21 protein-coding genes are annotated in these 16,562 nt (G+C 42.3%); 19 read left to right on the top strand and 2 right to left on the bottom strand.

The features are described from left to right. Positions 1-27 precede the first annotated feature (27 nt). The 4 genes from CRG89_RS08250 to CRG89_RS08235 all read left to right on the top strand — a co-directional run bounded on the left by CRG89_RS08250 (position 28) and on the right by CRG89_RS08235 (position 2,324). Positions 28-462, top strand: coding sequence for a hypothetical protein (locus CRG89_RS08250; protein WP_148695102.1), 435 nt, complete (start codon positions 28-30; stop codon positions 460-462). 19 nt (positions 463-481) lie between these two features. After that, positions 482-1,249, top strand: a complete 768-nt coding sequence (locus CRG89_RS08245; RefSeq protein WP_148695103.1) for a hypothetical protein — start codon at positions 482-484, stop codon at positions 1,247-1,249. A 65-nt stretch (positions 1,250-1,314) separates the two neighbouring features. Further along, a complete protein-coding gene (scpB, locus tag CRG89_RS08240) occupies positions 1,315-1,902 on the top strand; it encodes an SMC-Scp complex subunit ScpB (protein WP_103287769.1) in 588 nt (195 codons plus the stop codon). A gap of 41 nt (positions 1,903-1,943) precedes the next feature. After that, the gene (locus CRG89_RS08235) at positions 1,944-2,324 is read left to right on the top strand and encodes a 30S ribosomal protein S8e (protein ID WP_103287768.1); all 381 of its coding nucleotides are present in this window, start codon (positions 1,944-1,946) and stop codon (positions 2,322-2,324) included. Positions 2,325-2,373: 49 nt separating this feature from the next. Here the strand turns inward: CRG89_RS08235 and CRG89_RS08885 are convergent, their stop codons facing one another. Continuing rightward, entirely contained in the window at positions 2,374-2,526 is a 153-nt protein-coding gene (locus tag CRG89_RS08885; RefSeq protein ID WP_158648796.1) for a hypothetical protein, read from the bottom strand. A 160-nt stretch (positions 2,527-2,686) separates the two neighbouring features. Here CRG89_RS08885 and CRG89_RS08230 point away from each other — a divergent pair, with 160 nt between their 5' ends. The 9 genes from CRG89_RS08230 to CRG89_RS08185 all read left to right on the top strand — a co-directional run bounded on the left by CRG89_RS08230 (position 2,687) and on the right by CRG89_RS08185 (position 8,971). Further along, positions 2,687-2,992, top strand: coding sequence for a signal recognition particle subunit SRP19/SEC65 family protein (locus tag CRG89_RS08230; protein ID WP_103287767.1), 306 nt, complete (start codon positions 2,687-2,689; stop codon positions 2,990-2,992). 58 nt (positions 2,993-3,050) lie between these two features. Continuing rightward, on the top strand, positions 3,051-3,455 hold the full coding sequence (locus tag CRG89_RS08225) for an H/ACA ribonucleoprotein complex subunit GAR1 (RefSeq protein ID WP_103287766.1): 405 nt from the start codon (positions 3,051-3,053) through the stop codon (positions 3,453-3,455). Between the two features lie 55 nt (positions 3,456-3,510). Next, on the top strand, positions 3,511-4,500 hold the full coding sequence (locus CRG89_RS08220; protein ID WP_103287765.1) for a transcription initiation factor IIB: 990 nt from the start codon (positions 3,511-3,513) through the stop codon (positions 4,498-4,500). Between the two features lie 124 nt (positions 4,501-4,624). After that, complete coding sequence (gene sufC / locus CRG89_RS08215) at positions 4,625-5,398, top strand: Fe-S cluster assembly ATPase SufC (protein WP_103287764.1); 774 nt, start codon at positions 4,625-4,627, stop codon at positions 5,396-5,398. 132 nt (positions 5,399-5,530) lie between these two features. Next, the gene (locus tag CRG89_RS08210; RefSeq protein WP_103287763.1) at positions 5,531-5,722 is read left to right on the top strand and encodes a hypothetical protein; all 192 of its coding nucleotides are present in this window, start codon (positions 5,531-5,533) and stop codon (positions 5,720-5,722) included. Positions 5,723-6,012: 290 nt separating this feature from the next. Continuing rightward, positions 6,013-6,561, top strand: a complete 549-nt coding sequence (locus tag CRG89_RS08200) for a hypothetical protein (protein WP_103287761.1) — start codon at positions 6,013-6,015, stop codon at positions 6,559-6,561. Positions 6,562-6,679: 118 nt separating this feature from the next. Continuing rightward, positions 6,680-7,393, top strand: coding sequence for a chlorite dismutase family protein (locus tag CRG89_RS08195; protein WP_103287760.1), 714 nt, complete (start codon positions 6,680-6,682; stop codon positions 7,391-7,393). Then, positions 7,386-7,982: a DUF1802 family protein gene (locus CRG89_RS08190; protein WP_103287759.1), complete on the top strand. Its 597-nt coding sequence runs from the start codon at positions 7,386-7,388 to the stop codon at positions 7,980-7,982. The genes CRG89_RS08195 and CRG89_RS08190 overlap by 8 nt, the downstream gene beginning before the upstream one ends. Beyond that, positions 7,979-8,971 carry an aldo/keto reductase gene (locus CRG89_RS08185; RefSeq protein WP_103287758.1) on the top strand — a complete coding sequence of 331 codons (993 nt, stop codon included), beginning with the start codon at positions 7,979-7,981 and terminating at the stop codon, positions 8,969-8,971. Before CRG89_RS08190 ends, CRG89_RS08185 begins: the two co-directional genes overlap by 4 nt. 39 nt (positions 8,972-9,010) lie before the next feature. Here the strand turns inward: CRG89_RS08185 and ahbB are convergent, their stop codons facing one another. After that, a complete protein-coding gene (gene ahbB, locus CRG89_RS08180) occupies positions 9,011-10,039 on the bottom strand; it encodes a siroheme decarboxylase subunit beta (protein ID WP_103288005.1) in 1,029 nt (342 codons plus the stop codon). Between the two features lie 172 nt (positions 10,040-10,211). On the opposite strand from ahbB, the gene CRG89_RS08175 reads away from it, so the two are divergent. From CRG89_RS08175 to cobA, 6 genes are all read left to right on the top strand, one after another. Next, positions 10,212-10,892: a precorrin-2 dehydrogenase/sirohydrochlorin ferrochelatase family protein gene (locus tag CRG89_RS08175; RefSeq protein ID WP_103287757.1), complete on the top strand. Its 681-nt coding sequence runs from the start codon at positions 10,212-10,214 to the stop codon at positions 10,890-10,892. Beyond that, positions 10,889-12,214, top strand: coding sequence for a glutamyl-tRNA reductase (gene hemA / locus CRG89_RS08170; protein ID WP_103287756.1), 1,326 nt, complete (start codon positions 10,889-10,891; stop codon positions 12,212-12,214). The genes CRG89_RS08175 and hemA overlap by 4 nt, the downstream gene beginning before the upstream one ends. Before the next feature lie 87 nt (positions 12,215-12,301). Continuing rightward, entirely contained in the window at positions 12,302-13,306 is a 1,005-nt protein-coding gene (hemB, locus tag CRG89_RS08165; protein WP_103288004.1) for a porphobilinogen synthase, read from the top strand. A 73-nt stretch (positions 13,307-13,379) separates the two neighbouring features. After that, entirely contained in the window at positions 13,380-14,702 is a 1,323-nt protein-coding gene (locus CRG89_RS08160; RefSeq protein WP_197706658.1) for an aspartate aminotransferase family protein, read from the top strand. After that, entirely contained in the window at positions 14,680-15,645 is a 966-nt protein-coding gene (gene hemC / locus CRG89_RS08155; protein WP_103287755.1) for a hydroxymethylbilane synthase, read from the top strand. The genes CRG89_RS08160 and hemC overlap by 23 nt, the downstream gene beginning before the upstream one ends. Positions 15,646-15,701: 56 nt before the next feature. Continuing rightward, positions 15,702-16,559, top strand: a complete 858-nt coding sequence (gene cobA / locus CRG89_RS08150) for a uroporphyrinogen-III C-methyltransferase (protein ID WP_103287754.1) — start codon at positions 15,702-15,704, stop codon at positions 16,557-16,559. Positions 16,560-16,562 lie beyond the last annotated feature (3 nt).

Genomic DNA, 16,562 nt, shown 5'->3' with positions numbered 1-16,562 from the left:
TAATAGTATAGTATGAGGTATACATTCATGGTACTGGTTGCTATAGCAGTAGTAGGAGTATTAGGCATACCCTTGGGTGATCCTAGGTTCATATATACTGCTATAACGTTGGAGTGTGCGTATATAGCACTTGCAGTACTAGCATTAAGGATAGGTAATGGTGTTGATGTATGGAGTAGGGTTGGTACTATGGTGAAGGAGAGTAGGAGTAGTAGTAAGAGTAAGAGTAAGAGGAGTAGGAGTAGTAGTATGATAGTTACAGTACCATCTATAGCAATAGCATCTATGGTGATTGTAGCAAATACGTTATCAACAACACACCTTAGCATAATGATGAGCCTCACACCACTCTACAATGCATTGATACTTATAGTTGGAGGCTATGTGCTACAAGTGCTCCTCATCATAAGCAGTATCTATGAGTATAGCAGGGTAAGGCTTGCTGATTTAAATGCTAGATGAGCATATAAGGTGTAGGGTAATGAGTGGGGAGGGCAAGGAAGAGGCTGAAGTTAAGGAGGAGTTGCATGCATCTATATCAAAGCCTCCAGTGAACCTGCTCTTCAATCCTAGCCTAGCAAGCAGGAAGGGTATATGGAGCATAAGCATATCCTATCTGCTTGAGCGCTTCCTTAGCATACTAGAGCAGATGAGGAGTAAGGATCTGAGGTTATGTGGGGTAGCAGCGTTATCCTCAGCAATAATATTCAGGCTGAAGGTTGAGAGCATCTTCATGCTTGAGAGGATAGCAAACCAGCATAGGCAGGTTGCTAAGGAAGGTAATAGCAGTAGCAGTAATAGCATGGTTGATCTAAGCAGCATAAGCCTAGAGATGCCATATAGACATGAAGTAGCATATGATCTAACGCTGGAGGATCTGCTAGAGATGCTCTCAAGCATAGTTGAGAGGATATACTTGAGCAGTAAGCAGGGAGCAGTTGATGCTACAGGTACAGACCTGAGCATAGAGCCTGTAGGCTCTTCCCCAACTGGTATAGATGATTATCTCATAACGCTTGAGAGGTTCATAGATGATTACAAGTCAAGATTGTATGCACTTGTAATGGAGCAAGGGAGCATATCCTTCAATGGTCTAACCCTTGGTCTAGAACCCATAGAGGTTGCAAGGTACTTCATAGCACTACTCCATCTATGCATTGATGGTAAGGTTGATGTTTTAGAGGCTGCAGATGATGATATACTCATAAGCATAAGGTCAACATCTTCATCATGTACAACTCAAGTATAGTTGAGCATGTTATCAAGAGTATATGAATAGCCTGATTAAATACCTCATCTACGAGGTGAACCTGCATGCAGAGAGAGGATGAGATGCTTGCTAGGCTGGAGGTTGCATTGTATGCATCTGGAAGGCCTCTTAGCATAGAGGAGATACAGAGTGCTATAGGAACTGATAGCAGGAGCAAGGCACTCAAGATAGCGAGGATGCTTGCAGAGAAGGTCAACTCAACCTTCCATGCATTAGAGGTTGTAGAGTCCCCATCTGGCTCATTTGTGCTCCAAGTAAAGCCATCATACTACAGCATGGTTAGAAGGTTCTCCAGCAAGCCTCTACTATCCAAGGCTGCTCTAAGGACCCTAGCATATATAGCATACATGCAGCCTGTGAATGTTAAGAGGCTTGCTGAGGTTAGGGGCTCACAAGTCTATGAGCATCTTAGGGAGCTGAGATCTCTAGGCTTCATATCGTACAGGGTTGAAGGGAGGAGTAAGATGTACTATACAACTGACAAGTTTGCTGAGTACTTTGGTATTGCTAGCAATGGAAGCTATGATGGTAAAGAGTTAAGAGCGTTCTTGATCAACAAGGCTATGCATGTAACATCAGATCCTCTTCAAGTTGATGGTGCAATAACCACCATGGCTGCCCAAACAGGTTAACAGGAAAGACTTAATTATGCTAGCAGAAGAGGTATGGTGTTATGAAGAAGAGTGTTGAGAACCTATTGAAGAGGAAGCCTACTGGAGGTAAGAGGAAGGCCTACAGGGGTAGGAGGAAGTATGAGATAGATAGATACCCTATAGAGACTGTGCTAGGCAAGGAGGAGAGGATAGTGAAGAGGGTTAGAGGTGGTAACATAAAGGTTGCATGTAAGAGTGTAGAGTATGCAAATGTAGTTGATAGTAAGGAGGGGAAGGTTGTAAAGGCAAAGATACTAAGGGTTGTTAGGAACATAGCAGATAAGGATTATGATAGGAGGGGTGTTATAACCAAGGGGGCAGTGATAGAGACAGAGGCTGGAACAGCAAGGGTAGTATCTAGACCAGGGCAGGATGGAGTTGTAAATGCAGTCAAGATATAGTGTGGTTAGTTGATCTCTTTATCAAGAGATCATATACTTAATCGAGTTGTTAACTTATCCTCCCTTTGCCCTTGCATAGGGGGCATGCTACCTCACCAGTACCAGCACATTCATTACAGTGCTCATGGTAATACCATCCAGATCCATCACAACTTCTACATATGTAGAGACCTTTACCGTTACATAGTGGACATTTGTACATTATTTCCCCCTAAGGGTGAGGGTTTAATGCTTAACCATAAATATGTTACTACAAATATTAATAACTAATTAATAGTGTCTAACGTACTAAATGTATAGTAAGGGTTAGCAAGTTAAATCTTAAAATATATTGCTGCTGTACTCTTTGCAGGTAAAACTGTATGAAGGACTATGAGCATCACATAATCTGGTTAGATTACTTCAACAAGAACCTAAGCAAGGGCAAGGGAAGGAGGATCAATAAGAGCAAGGCAGTATTCGATCCAAGCATGGATGAGCTTGTGGAGGCAGCAAGGCTTGCTGGCTATGAGCCAAAGGATGTGAATGATAACGCACGTTATCCTAGAAGGTCATACACAAGATCAGGCTACATTATGGTTGAGAAGAAGGAGGGTATAAACAAATCAACTGTACTCAACAGGATAGCAGAGGCATTGCTACAGATAAGGAGTAGAAGAGGTAAGTAGTTATGATAATGGTATAAAGAAAGATTGACCGTAATAGTGATAATTGTGGTGGTATGGTATGAGGGAGAAGATAGAGGTGGGCGAGGTCTTGCATGTAGCAAGGAGTGGAAGGATGATAATAAAGAGCAGTATTAGTGATGTGGCAGTGTTGAGTAGGGGTACCATACTTGTGGATGCAAAGGGCAGGAGCGTTGCAAAACTCATTGAACTTATAGGACCTGTGCAATCTCCATACATATCTGCTATGCCATTGACTGATAGGGTTAAGAAGTATGTTGGTGCAACTTTGTATGTAGAGAGGACAGGCAAGAAGGTAAGAAGGCAAGAGAATGATGATGGTAAGAGCAAAAGTAAGAGCAAGAGGGTAGAGAGAAAAAGTGGAAGAAGAGAAATGATGGGAGAGAAAAGGGAGGAAGAAAAAGATGAGGAGGAGGGTGAGGGGAGGGGGAAGGAAGAAGAATGATATGCATGCTAAGCATTACTACATATCACAACATAAGATTAGTTGGTGATGTGTTATGGTAGTAGTAAGCCAAAGGTCATGCCCAGAGTGTGGTTCCTCAATTATAGAGGATCAGAGTAGTGGGGAGTACTTCTGCTCATCTTGTGGTTATGTTGCTATGGAGCATATACCAACTCTGCTGCCAGAGAGTATAGCAAGGGAGCCAGAGGAGAGGCTTAAGAGCTCAAGGAGTGGTGGGCATACAAGTTATGCATATCATGATCTAGGCATATCTACAGAGATATCATATGCGAATAAGGACTTCACAGGTAAGAGTATATGCTCTGGCATGGTAGAGCAGATAGCAAGTATAAGGAGATGGCATAATAGGTTAAGAGCATGCTCTAGCAGGGATAGAAGGCTACGTAACGTTCTTATCAAGATAAACGAGATATGCTCAATACTATCATTACCAAGTATAGTATGTGAGACATCATCACTCCTGTATAGGAACTTTGAGAACAAGAGTGGGGCAAAGGGTAGATCTGTAGCATGCATGGCTGCTGCTAGTGTATATCTAGCATGCAAGAGATGCTCTATAGTGAGATCTATGGATGAGATTGTTGAGGCAGCAAACTGCGTGCAGAGCAAGAAGTTGGTGTACAGATACTACAGAATGCTCGCAATAGAGCAGGGTAGTGATAGCATTGGCATTGATGCTCAGACACAAGCAGATAAGAAGCATGAGCAGCATGTACAGTTGACACTAGACAGGTACATATCAAAGCTCTCAAACCTATCAAGGGTAGATACAAGGGTTGAGAAGCTTGCAATAGATATAGCAAGGAAGGTTGAGGATGAGGATCATAATGCTATGATAGATGGCAAGGCTCCAAACGGGCTTGCTGCAGCATACATATACATAGCAGCGATGCTTCTAGGCATAAAGATTCTCCAGCATGACATCTCAACTGTATCAAAGGTGACTGAGGTTACGATAAGGAATAGATGCAGGGAGATACTCAACAACTACAGGATAAGGTTACTGCTTAAATCAGCACAATAGCATATCATTTATACAATTATTTTATTTAATCAATTCTAGCATACAATTAATTGATAAGCAGGATCGAGGGATAAGAATGGTTAGAGTCTCAATATTTATATAAGATCGCTCTAATAACGGTGTTATGAGGTTGGAGATAGTTGATCTTCACGTTAGCATAGACTCAAGGGAGATAATCAGGGGTTTGAACCTTGCTGTTGAGAGTGGAGAGGTGCATGCAATAATGGGTCCAAATGGCTCTGGCAAGAGCACTCTAGCATACACACTGCTTGGACATCCTAGGTATACAGTAAGCAGAGGAGATATAAGGCTTGATGGTGAGAGTATCCTTGACCTATCAACAGATGAGAGGGCAAGGAAGGGTCTCTTCTTAGGCTTCCAGTACCCAGTTGAGATCTCTGGCGTTAGTTTCAGCAACTTCCTAAGGAATGCATACAACATAATGAACAAGTCGTATCAGGACAAGAGCAGGGAGGTGTTCTTAACAGTTAGGGAGTTCCATGATTACATGAAGAGGCAGATAGATGTTGTTGGGCTTGATGGTTCATTCCTTGCAAGGTATCTTAACGAGGGCTTCTCTGGGGGTGAAAAGAAGAGGTCTGAAGTACTCCAGATGTTAGTACTTAAGCCTAGATTTGCTATACTTGATGAGCCTGATTCTGGTCTAGATATAGATGCTGTTAAAGCAGTTGCAAATGCTATAAACAACTTCATAAGCAAGGATACCTCCGTTATGGTTATAACGCATTATGCTAGGATACTGAGGTATCTTAAGAAGTTGGATTACGTTCATGTTATGGCTAATGGTAGAGTTGTTAGATCTGGAGGGAAGGAACTTGCTGAGATGCTTGAAGAGAAGGGCTATGGCTGGATAGAGAAGGAGGTAAAGGATGATTAACAGGTGATGTAGTTGGTAAGATCTACTAATAATATTAATAAAAAGAGTTCATAATGCTTTCTTATAGATGTTCTAATTAGGATATATCTATAGCAGCTGTATTTGTAGTAATAACCAGTATAAGTATCGTTTATGCATGCTAGCAGTGGTTATAGATGGTTCTACCATACACTTATGCATGTTATGACTCTTACAGCCTTTGCAAGGATAGATGGAGTGTTGGAAGGTACTCCTTTTGCAAGTGAGATAGATCAAACAAGGAATAGTTGGAATGATCTACCATCCATATTTGAGATAAGGAGGAGTACAGGTTGTAATAATTGATAGGTGTAGCGAGTTTTAATGCTGTATTCTTGGCAAGAACATTTCTATACAAGGAGGTTACTTGTAGATGTTGATACAGAGATAGATAGTTACTATATTGCTCTAGCAGTGGTAGATGTACTGTATCACCTTACACGTCTGAATGTTATGGAACATGAATTTGGGCATTGGGTTATGTTTAATGATATATCAGGGAATCCTAATAGCGTAATGTATGGGAGTTATAATTGTCAGAGATGGGATAGCAAGTCATATAATAGTAAAGTAGTATATATGGGTGAGAGCAGAATATGGGCACAAGAACAAATATAATAGTAGCAGGAGTGGCTATAAGTGTAGCAGCATATCTTATACTGAGTTTCTTCACAAGCACAGGTATATTCGAGAAGAAAATGGGCGTTTATCATGCAGAGATAGATATGAGTATAGAGGAGATATCCAGATGGGCTGATATAATAGTTATAGGCAGGGTTGGTGATAGAGTAGGAGTTCAGAGTCATGATGATGGGAAGATATACAAGGTCGTTGGTGAATTGACCCTTGATATAGAGCAGGAGTTGACAGGCAACTACAATGATAAGGTTATAGTCTTAAAGACAGTTGGTGATGGTGAGAAGGTTATAAACATGAATGTAAGCCTAAAGAAGGGTGAGAGAGTACTACTCTTCCTCAACTATATAACAACTGATCAGCAATGGAAGGGAGAAGAAGGTTATCTTGTATGCTGTACACAGCAGAAGTTCTCTATAGATGAGAATAACATAGCATACAATCCAAAGTATGGAAGTTACAAGTTGGATGAGTTGATAGAGATGATAAAGAGGGCAAGGTCAGCTTAACTACCCATCTTATTATATTGATGATGCTAACTTTATATTGAGCAAACGATATAAGCCAACTAACTATCTATACGTACTACAGTAAAGTAAATATGCCTATATCCTCTAGTAGCATATAATGAGTAATGTACATAGCAGTATCCAAAGCGATGCTCAAGGTTTAGAGTCTAGCCATACATTCTTCAACTTCTCATTCTTCAAGGTTGATCAGAAGTGGAGATGGCTTAACGATGTTACAAAGCAAGAGTCAGCAAAGGAGTTCATCTCCATACTAGAGTCAGCATCTTCAGATCTGAAGTATAGATCATACTCCCTAGTTGGTTTAAGGGAGGATGCTGATTTTATGCTATGGTTTGCATCAGATGCACTAGAGAAGGTTCAGAGCGTAGTAGCAAGGCTGTATAGAACAGTTCTAGGCAAGTACATAACCCCAACATACGTTTACATCTCAGTACTCAAGCCATCAACCTACACTGGCAAGGCAGAGTCCTCATTCCTAAAGGGTGAGAAGCCATTCAAGTACGTTATAGTATACCCATTCATAAAGAGTAGAGAGTGGTATCTATTACCATTTGAGGAGAGGAGGAGGATGATGGAGGAGCATGCAATGGTTGGTAGAAAGTTCCCCATGGTAAGGCTGAACACATCCTACTCCTTTGGGCTTGATGATCAGGACTTTATGCTTGCGTTTGAGACAGATGATATATATGCATTCCATGAACTCGTGATGCAGTTGAGGGAGACACAGGTAAGCAGGTACGTTGTTAAGGATACCCCTATGCTGGTAAGTATATATAAACCAATAGAGGAGGTGATAAGAGACCTTGGCTAATACTGCTCACACTACAGATAGCAAGATACTGGGTTGGCATGCACTCAAGGAGTGGGCTATAGTTGTTAGAGCAGTTGAACAAGGTAAGCACTTCATCCTATTCAGGAAGGGAGGGATATTGGAGGATGGGTTCTCAGTAGCAAGTAATGAGTTCCTGCTATTCCCAACGTTTGAGCATCAGAGCAGGCAGTATATAAAGGATGAGTACAGGCTTGATTATGATATGCTGGAGGTTCATGCACCAGTCGATAAGGTTGTTATAAGATCAGCAGCAAGGGTAGCATCATACTATGAGAGTAGTGACAAGTCTAGATTGCTTAAACTTAATAGATACCATATATACAACGATCTCTTCCTAGACTATAGGATGCAGTGGAACAGGGATAAGCCTGTTAGCGTTATGCTTGTTAGAGCATATAGGCTTGAGGAGCCAATAGTGGTTGATATGAAGGGAGATTACTATGGGTGTAGATCATGGATAAGGCTTGACCAGGATGATCTAAAGGGTGTTAGGATAGGCAAGCCTGTTGTTGATGATATCATCTTTGATAGGATAAAGAGGGAGGTTGATGGGGTGATGGCAGGATGAGGTATAGAAGGCTTGGGAAGAGCAACATACTAGTCTCTGAGATAGGCTTTGGTGCATGGACTATAGCATTGGATTGGTGGGGCAAGCAGATGGATGATGATTATGCTATAAGGATGCTCAAGCGTGCATATGATCTTGGCATAAACTTCTTTGATACAGCAGATATATATGGGAAGGGGAGGAGTGAGAGGCTTATAGCAAGGGCATTCAAGGATATGGCAATGGATGAGGTTATCATATCAACAAAGTTTGGCTATGATATATACTCTAGTATAGAGCAGATAGGGCATGGTGAGTTGCCACAGAGGTTCGATGCTAAATATGTTAAATTTGCTTTAGAGAAGAGTTTAGAGCGGTTGGAGAGGAGTTACGTTGATGTCTACAACCTCCATAACCCAAAGATGTATGCCATAATGCATGATCCACTCTTCCTAGCATTGGAGCAGTTGAGAGCAGAGGGAAGGATAAGACACTATGGTGTTGCTTTAGGTCCAGCAATAGGATGGAAGGATGAAGGTATATATGCTATGGAGAGGAGGAATGTTACCGCTCTACAGACAGTATATAACATACTGGAGCAGGAGCCAGCAAGGCAGTTCTTCCCATATGCTAGAGCAAACGATGTTGGTATACTGGTTAGGGTACCAGATGCCTCTGGAGTGCTTACAGGCAAACTAACGGTTAATACACAGTTGGATAAGAACGATCATAGAGCATTCAGGAAGAGGGCATGGATAGAGGAGGCTAGCAAGAGGCTTGATATGCTAAAGCCTATAGCAGAGGCTAGGGGATGGAGCATAAGAGAACTCGCTATAAAGTTCATCCTCTCAGAGCAGTGTGTATCATCAGTGCTACCAACAGTAACCAGCATAGAGGAGTTAGAGGCATATGCAACAATCTCAGATGGTAAGTATCTGAATAGTGATGAGTTGAATGTAATAAATGAGATGTATGATAAGGACTTTGTACTACTGCAGAGCATCCAATAAATAAATAAATAAAATAATAGCCAAACTAGTAAATTCTAATTAAGAATCCTCTATGAAGTATCTAACCCTCTCCTTCTTGAACTCTCTGGTTGAGAAGAGTATCCTGTAATCGCTTATGCCAACGCGTGCTGCAAACTCCATTGCTATACCCTCACATACCTCTCTACTCCTTGCATGTACCATGCTGTAGAGGTTGTATGGCCAGTCTGGATAAGTTGGTCTTCTATAGCAGTGTGTAACTTGAGGGAATGATGCAAGGAGTGTACCAACCTCATCTATCCTTGCCTCTGGCACTATCCATACAATCATCCCATTTGCTATAAACCCAGCATTCCTATGCCTAAGTATCGCTGCAAATCTACGCATAACACCTATACTCTCATAGTACTTTGCTCTAGCAAGATAATCCTCAACACTTATGCCAAGCCTCCTTGCAGGTTCACTGAACGGTTCACTCACCACCTCTATATCCTTCTGCAACTCTCTTATGAACATCTTATCCACCTCATCCGGCTCAAAGTTAACATTTGTTGCTATTGCTGTGGATCTTGTACCTGTATCAGCATTATTCTCTAGAGGCTTGATATCTGTTGCATCATCATCACTCATATCAAGCCTTACACCTATCTTGTACAACTTGATGGTAGGGAGTATCATGTACCTCCTCACCCCTTCAAGTGCAGCAAACCTCTCAACCTCACGCTTAACGTTGCCATATGGAGGTACTGCTATCGTGAACCACAGATTGTAGTTTGGATCATCCCTCTCGTAGTTATGGCTGACACCAGGATGTCTATTCACTGCTTCTGCTACATGCTCTATCCTTGACTGCTCTACACTCATCGCTACTAGAGCACTCTTGTACTTCAACCTCCTAGTATCGAATATAGCATCTATCTCCCTTATGATCTGCTCATCCTTGAGCCTCCTTATCCTTGCAATGACCTCCTCCTCACTTATACCAAGTCTCTCACCTATAGCAAGGAACGGTCTTGCAACTAGAGGGAACTCCCATTGTATGATGTTAAGTATCTCCCTATCTACTGCATCTAGTTGTTGTACTTGCATACACCTCTTCATATCAAAGTGGTTAATATTGGTAACTGTATGTAACAACCTTGTTTGCATATTAACTGTATGTAACCAACCTTGTTAGCATATTATAATATAGGCATATAATACATATGGGATGTTAGGCATGTATACCTCAACCTATAAATAAGATGTTAGCCTATGCTAGATGATCAACTTGATAGTTGACCTCAACATACAGGGCAAGAGTGTTCTGGTTATAGGTGCTGGTGTTGAGGGTACTAGAAAGGTTAAGGCACTTCTAGGGCAGGGATGCAAGAGCATAACTGTAGTAAGCAATAGGTTCAACAGATCCCTGCTGAATCTTGCTAGAGATGGTAGTATAAAGTTGGTGAAGAGGAGCATCAAGGATCCATCCATACTTGATGAGTTTGAGAAACCATTCTTGGTTATGGCAGCAACCAACGATAAAGCATTGAATAGAGGTATAGTGGAGAGGGCAAAGTCCATGGGTATACTTGCATATGCTGCAGATGACCCAGCAATAAGCGATTTCATCCATCCTGCTGTTATCAACATCCATGATACACTCTTCATCGCAATATCAACTAGAGGGAGTAGCCCAGCTATGGCTAGAATGCTAAGGATAAAGGCTGAGAGGGTACTCAAGAGGCTTATAAGAGAGGAGGATATAGAGATGATAAGACTTGCAGATTATGCAAGGAGCATTGCTATGAAGCATATAAGCGATATCCATGCTAGAAAGGATTACATATACTCAGTAATAAGGGATAGAGAGATAGTAGATATGCTCAAGGGTAAGAGGCTGGAGGAGGCTAGAGCAAGAGCATTAGCCCTTCTTAGCAGTTATGGAGGTAGCGTTAGATGATGAACATCCTAAACGCTAGGGTAACATACAGGCAAATACCTATACACATGCTTGAGCGCTTCACATTCAAGGATACATCATCCATATACAGGATGAAGGATAAGCATGGGTTCGATGAACTGCTCATCCTCCAGACATGCAACAGGGTAGAGGTGTATGCAGCAAGCAGTAAGGTTGATGATCCATCATCCTTGCTAGATATCTGGCATGAGTATCTTAACCTTGATAGAGAAGTGCTGGAGAAGAGTGTTGAGTTGAGCAAAGGCAAGGATGCTATACTTCATCTCTTCAGGCTTGCATCTGGTCTTGACTCACTCGTAGTTGGAGAGGATCAGATACTTGGACAGGTGAAGCGTGCACTAGAGAATGCTAGGAAGAGTAATGGGGTTGACTCATACCTTAGCATGCTATTTGAGAAGGCAGTTAGGGTTGGTAGCAAGGTTAGGGCAAGCACAAACATAAACAAGGGCAGTATCTCCTATGGCTCTATAGCAGTTAAACTTGCAGAGGAGCATCTCCATGGGCTTTATGGTAGGAGGATAATGCTAATAGGCTCTGGTGAGGCAGCAAGCATGGTAGCAAAGCCCCTCTTGAATAAGGGTATTGAGTTCATAGTTACCAGTAGAACCATGGAGAGGGCAAGGGCATTCTCTGAGAGGGTTGGAGGCAAGCCTATGGAGTTTGATCATGCTATGAGTGAGTTGGATAAAGTAGATGCACTATTCATTGCTACTACAGCACCGTACTGGCTTATAACATATGAGAAGATGGTAGAGGTTATGGAGGGGAAGAGGAAGAGGGGTATGAACAATATGGATGGAGGGGTTGAGCATGCACCATCTGCATATTCCCTTCTCCTACTAGACCTCTCAAACCCAAGCACAGTAGAGCCTAGGGTAGATAGCATAGATGGTATAAAGGTGATAAGGTTTGATGAGATATCGAGCATGGTTGAGAGGAATATAGGTGCAAGGATGAAGGAGGTTAGTGAGGCTGAGCGTATAGTTAGGGAAGAGGTTAATGCTATGGAGGCTAGGTTGAGGAGGTTTGAGGTAGAACCAATAATAGACTCACTCTTCAGGAGTGTTGATAGGATAAGGCAGAGAGAGTTGGAGAAGGCATTGAGTATGCTCAACCTTGATGAGTATAGTAAGCAAGTAGTTGAGCAGATGAGTTATGCAATAGTTGAGAGCATCCTATCCATACCTATGGATGAGTTGAGGAAGGCATCAGAGAATGGGGATGTTGAGTTTATAAGAACTGCAAGTAGGTTATTCAAGTATGGGCATGGTTTGGAGGAGCAGTATAACCATACAAGGTGAATAGTATTGAAGGGTTCAAACTTTACAGAGGGGCAGAGATCTCAACAGCAACCTTACCCACAACCTTCCAAATCAAGCATCTCAAGCATGACTTCAAGCATAGCATTCCCATCTAGTAGGTTGAGGAGGTTGAGGAGGAGTAGTGTGATAAGGAGCATGCTTATGGAGAGCAGGATAAACCTAGATAGCCTTGTATACCCTGTATTCGTGCAAGAGGGTATAGAGGATAAGGAGCCTATCCAATCAATGCCAGGATTAAGCAGGCTCCCATTATCCATGCTCAACCATGAAGTGAGACACCTCATCGAGTTAGGGGTAAGAGCAGTACTACTATTTGGCATCCCAAGAATCAAGGATGAGCATGCATCATCTGCATATGCTGAGGATGGGATAGTACAGAGGGCAGTATCATCATTAAGGAGGGAGTTCAGTAGTGATGAACTTACAATAATCACAGATGTATGCACATGCCAGTACACAACACATGGGCACTGTGGTCTTATAAATGGAAATAGAGTAGATAACGATAGTACCCTTGATGTTCTTGCAAGGATAGCAGTCAGCCATGCCTATGCTGGTGCAGATATAGTTGCTCCATCAGCCATGATGGATGGTCAGGTTAGAGCAATAAGGGATGCACTTGACGATAATGGATTCAAGGATGTCCTCATAATGTCATATTCAGCAAAGTACTCCTCCTCCCTCTATGCACCATTTAGAAGTGCAGCAGATTCAGCACCAAGGTTTGGGGATCGTAAGAGTTACCAACTCTACTATGCAAATACTAGGGAAGCAATGAGGGAGATTGAGCAGGATATACTTGAGGGTGTTGATATAATAATGGTTAAGCCAGCGATAGGATATCTGGATATAATAAGGCTTGCTAGAGATACGTTCAAGCATCCATTGGCAGCGTATAGCGTCTCTGGAGAGTATGCATTGGTGAAGGCAGCAGCCATGCAAGGGTTGATAGATGAGGATGCTGTTATTATGGAGTTGCTAACATGCATAAGACGTGCTGGTGCAGATATTATAATAACATACTTTGCAAAGAGAGCAGCAGAGATAATGAATGGTAAAGTGAATAGATAGTAGAGATAGCATCATCATTCTATGCTATGATAAGATTATAAATTTTATTAATGGTTATCTCATGAGGGCTATCATGAGTAGAGGTAGAGGGATGGATAAGAGCATCAAACTATTCGAGAGAGCATCCAAGCATATGGTTAAAGGTGTTAATAGCCCAATAAGGTACTTTGAACCATATCCTTTCTTTGTTAAACGTGCTAGAGGATGCAGGGTTTATGATGTTGATGGCAACTCCTATATAGACTACTGCATGGGCTATGGTGCATTACTGCTTGGGCATGCATTCAAGGATGTGATAGATGATGTTAGGGCACAACTCTCAAAGGGTTCCCTATACTGTATGCCAACTGAGCATGAGGTTGAGCTTACTGAACTACTCAACAGATGCATACCATGTGCAGAGACCATAAGGCTTGTCAATACAGGTATGGAGGCTACGTACCATGCTATAAGGATAGCAAGGGCATATACAAAGAGGAGGAAGATAATCAAGTTCGATGGCTGCTATCATGGCTCCCATGACTATACACTTGTTAAATCATATGCAAGTGTGGATGAGATGCTCTCTTCTGCTATGCTTGAGGGTGTTGCAAGCAACACAATCATCCTACCATACAATGATATAGATGCCATCAAGGATGCTATGCAGAAGATAGGGGATGATGTTGCTGCCATAATAGTAGAGCCAGTTATGGCCAATGCTGGATTAATACCTCCATCCAATGGATTCCTTGAGACCCTCAGCAGTGTCTGCAGGGAGCATGGTTCACTACTTATATTTGATGAGGTTGTTACAGGGTTCAGGTTAGCCTTGGGAGGGGCTCAGGAGTACTATAACATCAAGCCAGATATAGCAACATTTGCAAAGGCAATGGCAAATGGATTTGCAATAGCATGTATTGCAGGGAGAAGGGATGTTATGAGTATGCTTGCACCAGAGGGTAGGCTCTACCAAGGGAGCACATTTGCTGGCAACCCTGTATGTGTTACAGCAGCAATAGCAACTATAAGGTATCTGATGAGGCATAGATCAATATACAGGTTGATGGAGAAGAGATGCAATGAACTTGTAAGTATGATGAGTGATATGGTTAGGGATAATGGGATTGAGGCAAGGATCAACTCAATAGCATCAATGCTTCAGATATTCTTTACAAGCAATGAGGTTAGAGATTATGCTACTGCTAAACTATCAAACACAACGCTATTCAAATCCTACTTTAAGGAACTCCTGAAGCAAGGGGTATTCATACCACCATCACAGTTCGAGGTATGCTTCCTCTCACTTGCACATGATGATACCATCATAAGGAGTACAGGGGAGAAGATAGGTAGAGTATTGAGTATATTAGCAAGGGAGTTGAGCAAAAGGGTTGAGGTTACTAGTAGGGAGTAGAGGGAGCAGACTCTCATTGGTGCAGACTGAGCATGTTATATCACTCCTTAAGCATGTAGATAGCAGTATAGAGTTTGAGATAGTTACTATAAAGACCAAAGGCGATATGGATGCTAGACCACTCTACACTATAGATGGTAAGGGTGTATTTGAGAAGGAGGTTGATCAGGCAGTGCTCTCTGGCAGTGTGCATCTTGCTGTCCATAGCATGAAGGATGTACCATCAGATCTGCATGAGGATCTTGTGATAGCAGCAGTACCAAAGAGGGATAGTCCATATGATATGCTGATAAGCAAGGGTCAAGGCTATAGCCTTACAAGCCTCCCAAGCAAGAGTGTTATAGGCACCAGTAGTCTAAGAAGGCTTGTACAGCTCAAGAGGGTTAGAGGTGATCTTGTAGTGAAGCCAATAAGGGGTAATGTGGATACAAGGATAGGGAAGATGCTTAATGGGGAGTATGATGCAGTAGTGCTTGCAGAGGCTGGACTATCAAGGCTAGGGCTAGGATCAGGGTCAGGGCTAAGGCCTTACTTCGTTGAGAGGCTTAGCAAGGATATAATGATGCCAGCCCCAGGACAGGGTGCACTTGCAGTAGTTGTAAGGAAGGATAGCAATGATCTTATCAGGTTGTTGAAGGGTATAGAGGATATAGCATCTAGAGCAGAGATAGAGGCTGAGAGGGTATTGTTAAGGGAGATGAATGCTGGGTGTAGGATGCCTCTAGGCGCACTTGCAAGAGCATATCCATCAGGCCTTCTAACATTAGAGGCATGTATAATCTCTGCAGATGGTAGAGATGTTGTAAGGGCATCTGCATCATCAAGCATTGCTGATGCAGAGGGATTAGGAGCAATGGTTGCAAGATCCCTGTTAGAGCAAGGAGCAAGGAGAATATCTGAGGAGTGGAGATCAACTGTTGAGCATAGCAATGCTAGCATCTAGTAATAGTGGTCATGGGAGAAGGTTAGGAGGAGGAAGAAGAAGGGGGAGGAGGGGCTATGGGTAGCAATGGTAAGAGTGATGGTAACTACGATAGCAATAGCCATAACAATAGTAGTAATAGTAGCAATAACGATGGTAATGGCAATGGTAATGGTAATGGCAAGGTATACATAGTTGGCGCTGGTCCAGGGGATCCAGGATTATTAACCATCAAAGCCTTGAAGGTTATAGAGCAGGCAGATGTGGTGCTTTATGATAGGCTTGTTAGTGATGGAGTACTTGGATTTATACCTGAGCATGTTGAGAAGGTTTACGTTGGCAGAGAGGTTGGGGATGATACCACCCATCAAGATACCACCAATATGCTCATGCTCAAGTATGCTAGAGAAGGTAAGAAGGTTGTTAGGCTTAAGGGAGGAGATCCATTCATATTTGGAAGGGGAGGGGAGGAGGCAGAGTTTCTAGTAGAGCATGGTATAGAGTTTGAGATAGTGCCAGGTATAACATCTGCAATAGCTGCACCAGCATATGCAGGTATACCCCTAACCCATAGAGCATATTCATCCTCTCTAGCAATAATCACTGGGCATGAGGCTACCAAGGATAAGCATGGTATTGATATAGCAGGTATAGCAAAGGTAGTAGATACTCTTGTAGTGCTTATGGGTATATCAAACCTCAAGGATATTGTAGATACTCTATTGAGCAATGGTATTGCTGAGGATACACCAATTGCTATAGTAGAGTATGGTACTGTTAAAGATAAGCAGAGGGTTACCATATCAACGCTCAAGAACATAGTTGAGTATGCAAGGGATGTTAGACCCCCTGCTGTAATAGTTATAGGTAGAACTGTGGATCTTGCAGAGAAGTTAAGATGGTACAAGGGATGCAAGTATAGATCGTTCAGGTGATTT

This window comes from Candidatus Nitrosocaldus islandicus (assembly GCF_002906215.1).
Classification (GTDB): domain Archaea; phylum Thermoproteota; class Nitrososphaeria; order Nitrososphaerales; family Nitrosocaldaceae; genus Nitrosocaldus; species Nitrosocaldus cavascurensis.
The sequence above is the reverse complement of the archived record's forward strand: the minus strand, read 5'-3'. Positions and strand labels throughout refer to the sequence as shown.

Bases quoted from the DNA above. Each gene is read 5' to 3' on its own strand.
- CRG89_RS08250 (WP_148695102.1), top strand. From the start codon at position 28: ATGGTACTGGTTGCTATAGCAGTAGTAGGAGTATTAGGCATACCCTTG.
- CRG89_RS08245 (WP_148695103.1), top strand. From the start codon at position 482: ATGAGTGGGGAGGGCAAGGAAGAGGCTGAAGTTAAGGAGGAGTTGCAT.
- scpB (WP_103287769.1), top strand. From the start codon at position 1,315: ATGCAGAGAGAGGATGAGATGCTTGCTAGGCTGGAGGTTGCATTGTAT.
- CRG89_RS08235 (WP_103287768.1), top strand. From the start codon at position 1,944: ATGAAGAAGAGTGTTGAGAACCTATTGAAGAGGAAGCCTACTGGAGGT.
- CRG89_RS08885 (WP_158648796.1), bottom strand. From the start codon at position 2,526: ATGTACAAATGTCCACTATGTAACGGTAAAGGTCTCTACATATGTAGA.
- CRG89_RS08230 (WP_103287767.1), top strand. From the start codon at position 2,687: ATGAAGGACTATGAGCATCACATAATCTGGTTAGATTACTTCAACAAG.
- CRG89_RS08225 (WP_103287766.1), top strand. From the start codon at position 3,051: ATGAGGGAGAAGATAGAGGTGGGCGAGGTCTTGCATGTAGCAAGGAGT.
- CRG89_RS08220 (WP_103287765.1), top strand. From the start codon at position 3,511: ATGGTAGTAGTAAGCCAAAGGTCATGCCCAGAGTGTGGTTCCTCAATT.
- sufC (WP_103287764.1), top strand. From the start codon at position 4,625: ATGAGGTTGGAGATAGTTGATCTTCACGTTAGCATAGACTCAAGGGAG.
- CRG89_RS08210 (WP_103287763.1), top strand. From the start codon at position 5,531: ATGCATGCTAGCAGTGGTTATAGATGGTTCTACCATACACTTATGCAT.
- CRG89_RS08200 (WP_103287761.1), top strand. From the start codon at position 6,013: ATGGGCACAAGAACAAATATAATAGTAGCAGGAGTGGCTATAAGTGTA.
- CRG89_RS08195 (WP_103287760.1), top strand. From the start codon at position 6,680: ATGAGTAATGTACATAGCAGTATCCAAAGCGATGCTCAAGGTTTAGAG.
- CRG89_RS08185 (WP_103287758.1), top strand. From the start codon at position 7,979: ATGAGGTATAGAAGGCTTGGGAAGAGCAACATACTAGTCTCTGAGATA.
- ahbB (WP_103288005.1), bottom strand. From the start codon at position 10,039: ATGCAAGTACAACAACTAGATGCAGTAGATAGGGAGATACTTAACATC.
- CRG89_RS08175 (WP_103287757.1), top strand. From the start codon at position 10,212: ATGATCAACTTGATAGTTGACCTCAACATACAGGGCAAGAGTGTTCTG.
- hemA (WP_103287756.1), top strand. From the start codon at position 10,889: ATGATGAACATCCTAAACGCTAGGGTAACATACAGGCAAATACCTATA.
- hemB (WP_103288004.1), top strand. From the start codon at position 12,302: ATGACTTCAAGCATAGCATTCCCATCTAGTAGGTTGAGGAGGTTGAGG.
- CRG89_RS08160 (WP_197706658.1), top strand. From the start codon at position 13,380: ATGAGTAGAGGTAGAGGGATGGATAAGAGCATCAAACTATTCGAGAGA.
- cobA (WP_103287754.1), top strand. From the start codon at position 15,702: ATGGGTAGCAATGGTAAGAGTGATGGTAACTACGATAGCAATAGCCAT.